The 2,519-nt window shown below is 50.4% G+C and carries 2 tRNA genes and 2 rRNA genes; all 4 read right to left on the reverse strand.

Annotation, left to right across the window (positions count from 1 at the left end):
• Positions 1-686, reverse strand: a 23S ribosomal RNA gene (locus FHS60_RS10235); the annotation flags it as partial.
• 168 nt (positions 687-854) lie between these two features.
• Positions 855-928, reverse strand: a tRNA-Ala gene (locus FHS60_RS10240).
• 24 nt (positions 929-952) lie between these two features.
• A tRNA-Ile gene (locus FHS60_RS10245) sits at positions 953-1,026 on the reverse strand.
• 153 nt (positions 1,027-1,179) lie between these two features.
• Positions 1,180-2,519: ribosomal RNA gene (locus tag FHS60_RS10250) — 16S ribosomal RNA — on the reverse strand; the annotation flags it as partial.

Genomic DNA, 2,519 nt, shown 5'->3' on the forward strand with positions numbered 1-2,519 from the left:
CGCCCTGTTAAGACTCGCTTTCGCTTCGGCTACGGGATTTCAAAACCCTTAACCTTGCTGGTACCGGCAACTCGTAGGTTCATTATGCAAAAGGCACGCCGTCACTCCATATATGAAGCTCCGACCGCTTGTAGGCGTACGGTTTCAGGAACTTTTTCACTCCTCTACACGAGGTGCTTTTCACCTTTCCCTCACGGTACTGGTTCGCTATCGGTCTCTTACGAGTATTTAGCCTTGGCGGATGGGCCCGCCGGATTCACACAGGATTTCTCGTGTCCCGCGCTACTCAGGATACTGCTATGCTTCCTATGGCTTCGAATAAGGGGCTATCACCCGCTACGGCGCAACTTTCCAGTTGCTTCTTCTCACCATAATTCTTGCAATCACGCAGTCCTACAACCCCACCAGGACCGGAATCCCGATGGTTTGGGCTATTCCCCGTTCGCTCGCCACTACTAGGGGAATCATTTTTATTTTCTCTTCCTACTGGTACTAAGATGTTTCAGTTCCCAGCGTTCGCCTCCCGCAATAGCGGGATAGTGGAGGTTTGCTCCACTGGGTTGTCCCATTCGGATATCCGCGGATCAAAGATTATTTGCATCTCCCCGCGGCTTTTCGCAGCTTATCACGTCCTTCATCGCCTGTAAGAGCCTAGGCATCCACCGTACGCCCTTTCGTACTTCCTTGACCTCGGACTATAATACAATATATGTTCACATATACGCATCATAGCAGTCAGATATACTGAAAGTGTACTTTACTTTTTTCAGTGTTTTGTCTACCTTACTTTTTTTGCTTGTTAGATTTGTGCAATATGTCATAGATCGCTTTCCTCGTTTATTTCGAGGAATTAGTGGAGAATATCGGATTCGAACCGATGACCCCCTGCTTGCAAAGCAGGTGCTCTAGCCAGCTGAGCTAATCCCCCTCAGTTTTTTTTAAGCTTAAGAAGTAGTCCCAGGCAGAGTTGAACTGCCGACCTCCACATTATCAGTGTGGCGCTCTAACCAACTGAGCTATAGGACTGGCAGAAAGAATCCAACTATGCTAAGACTCTAAAGCTCAGCCTCTTCTTTCTCTTCTATCTATTAGAATTTGAAATAACTTTTTAGTCGAGAAGTACAAGATAGTAAAATAGTTACTCTCAACCTTTTCCTATCTATAAACGTCGTTCTCCAGAAAGGAGGTGTTCCAGCCGCACCTTCCGGTACGGCTACCTTGTTACGACTTAGCCCCAATCACCGGTTTTACCCTAGGCCGCCCCTTACGGTCACAGCTTTCAGGCACCCCCGGCTTTCATGGCTTGACGGGCGGTGTGTACAAGGCCCGGGAACGTATTCACCGCGCCATGGCTGATGCGCGATTACTAGCGAATCCAGCTTCGTGGAGTCGGGTTGCAGACTCCAGTCCGAACTGAGACCGGTTTTAATGGATCAGCGCCCAGTCGCCTGGTGGCTTCCCTCTGTACCGGCCATTGTAACACGTGTGTAGCCCCGGACGTAAGGGCCGTGCTGATTTGACGTCATCCCCACCTTCCTCACATCTTACGATGGCAGTATCCACGGAGTGCCCAGCTCTACCTGATGGCAAACGTGGAGAAGGGTTGCGCTCGTTATGGCACTTAAGCCGACACCTCACGGCACGAGCTGACGACAACCATGCAGCACCTCCAAGCAGGTCCGAAGACAACAGGCGTCTCTGCCCATCTTCCTGCTTAGTTCAAGCCCGGGTAAGGTTCCTCGCGTATCATCGAATTAAACCACATGTTCCTCCGCTTGTGCGGGCCCCCGTCAATTCCTTTGAGTTTCACCGTTGCCGGCGTACTCCCCAGGTGGAATACTTAACGTTTTCACTTGGCAGCATACACTGTATCGCATACTGCGAGTATTCATCGTTTACTGTGCGGACTACCAGGGTATCTAATCCTGTTCGATACCCGCACTTTCGAGCCTCAGCGTCAGTTGCACTCCGGACATATGCCTTCGCGATCGGAGTTCTTCATGATATCTAAGCATTTCACCGCTACACCATGAATTCCAACATCCCTGCGTGCACTCAAGACAACCAGTTTCAACTGCAATTTTACGGTTGAGCCGCAAACTTTCACAGCTGACTTAATCGTCCGCCTACGCTCCCTTTAAACCCAATAAATCCGGATAACGCCTGGACCTTCCGTATTACCGCGGCTGCTGGCACGGAATTAGCCGGTCCTTTTTCTGATGGTACACTCCAGAGGCGACACGTCGCCTTTTATGTTCCCAACTAAAAGCAGTTTACAACCCAGAGGGCCGTCATCCTGCACGCTACTTGGCTGGTTCAGACTCTCGTCCATTGACCAATATTCCTCACTGCTGCCTCCCGTAGGAGTTTGGACCGTGTCTCAGTTCCAATGTGGGGGACCTTCCTCTCAGAACCCCTACTGATCGTCGGCTAGGTGGGCCATTACCCCGCCTACTACCTAATCAGACGCATCGCCATCCTTTACCAATAAATCTTTAGTTGCAACAAGATGCCTCATC

The organism is Alloprevotella rava (assembly GCF_014195585.1).
GTDB lineage: Bacteria > Bacteroidota > Bacteroidia > Bacteroidales > Bacteroidaceae > Alloprevotella > Alloprevotella rava.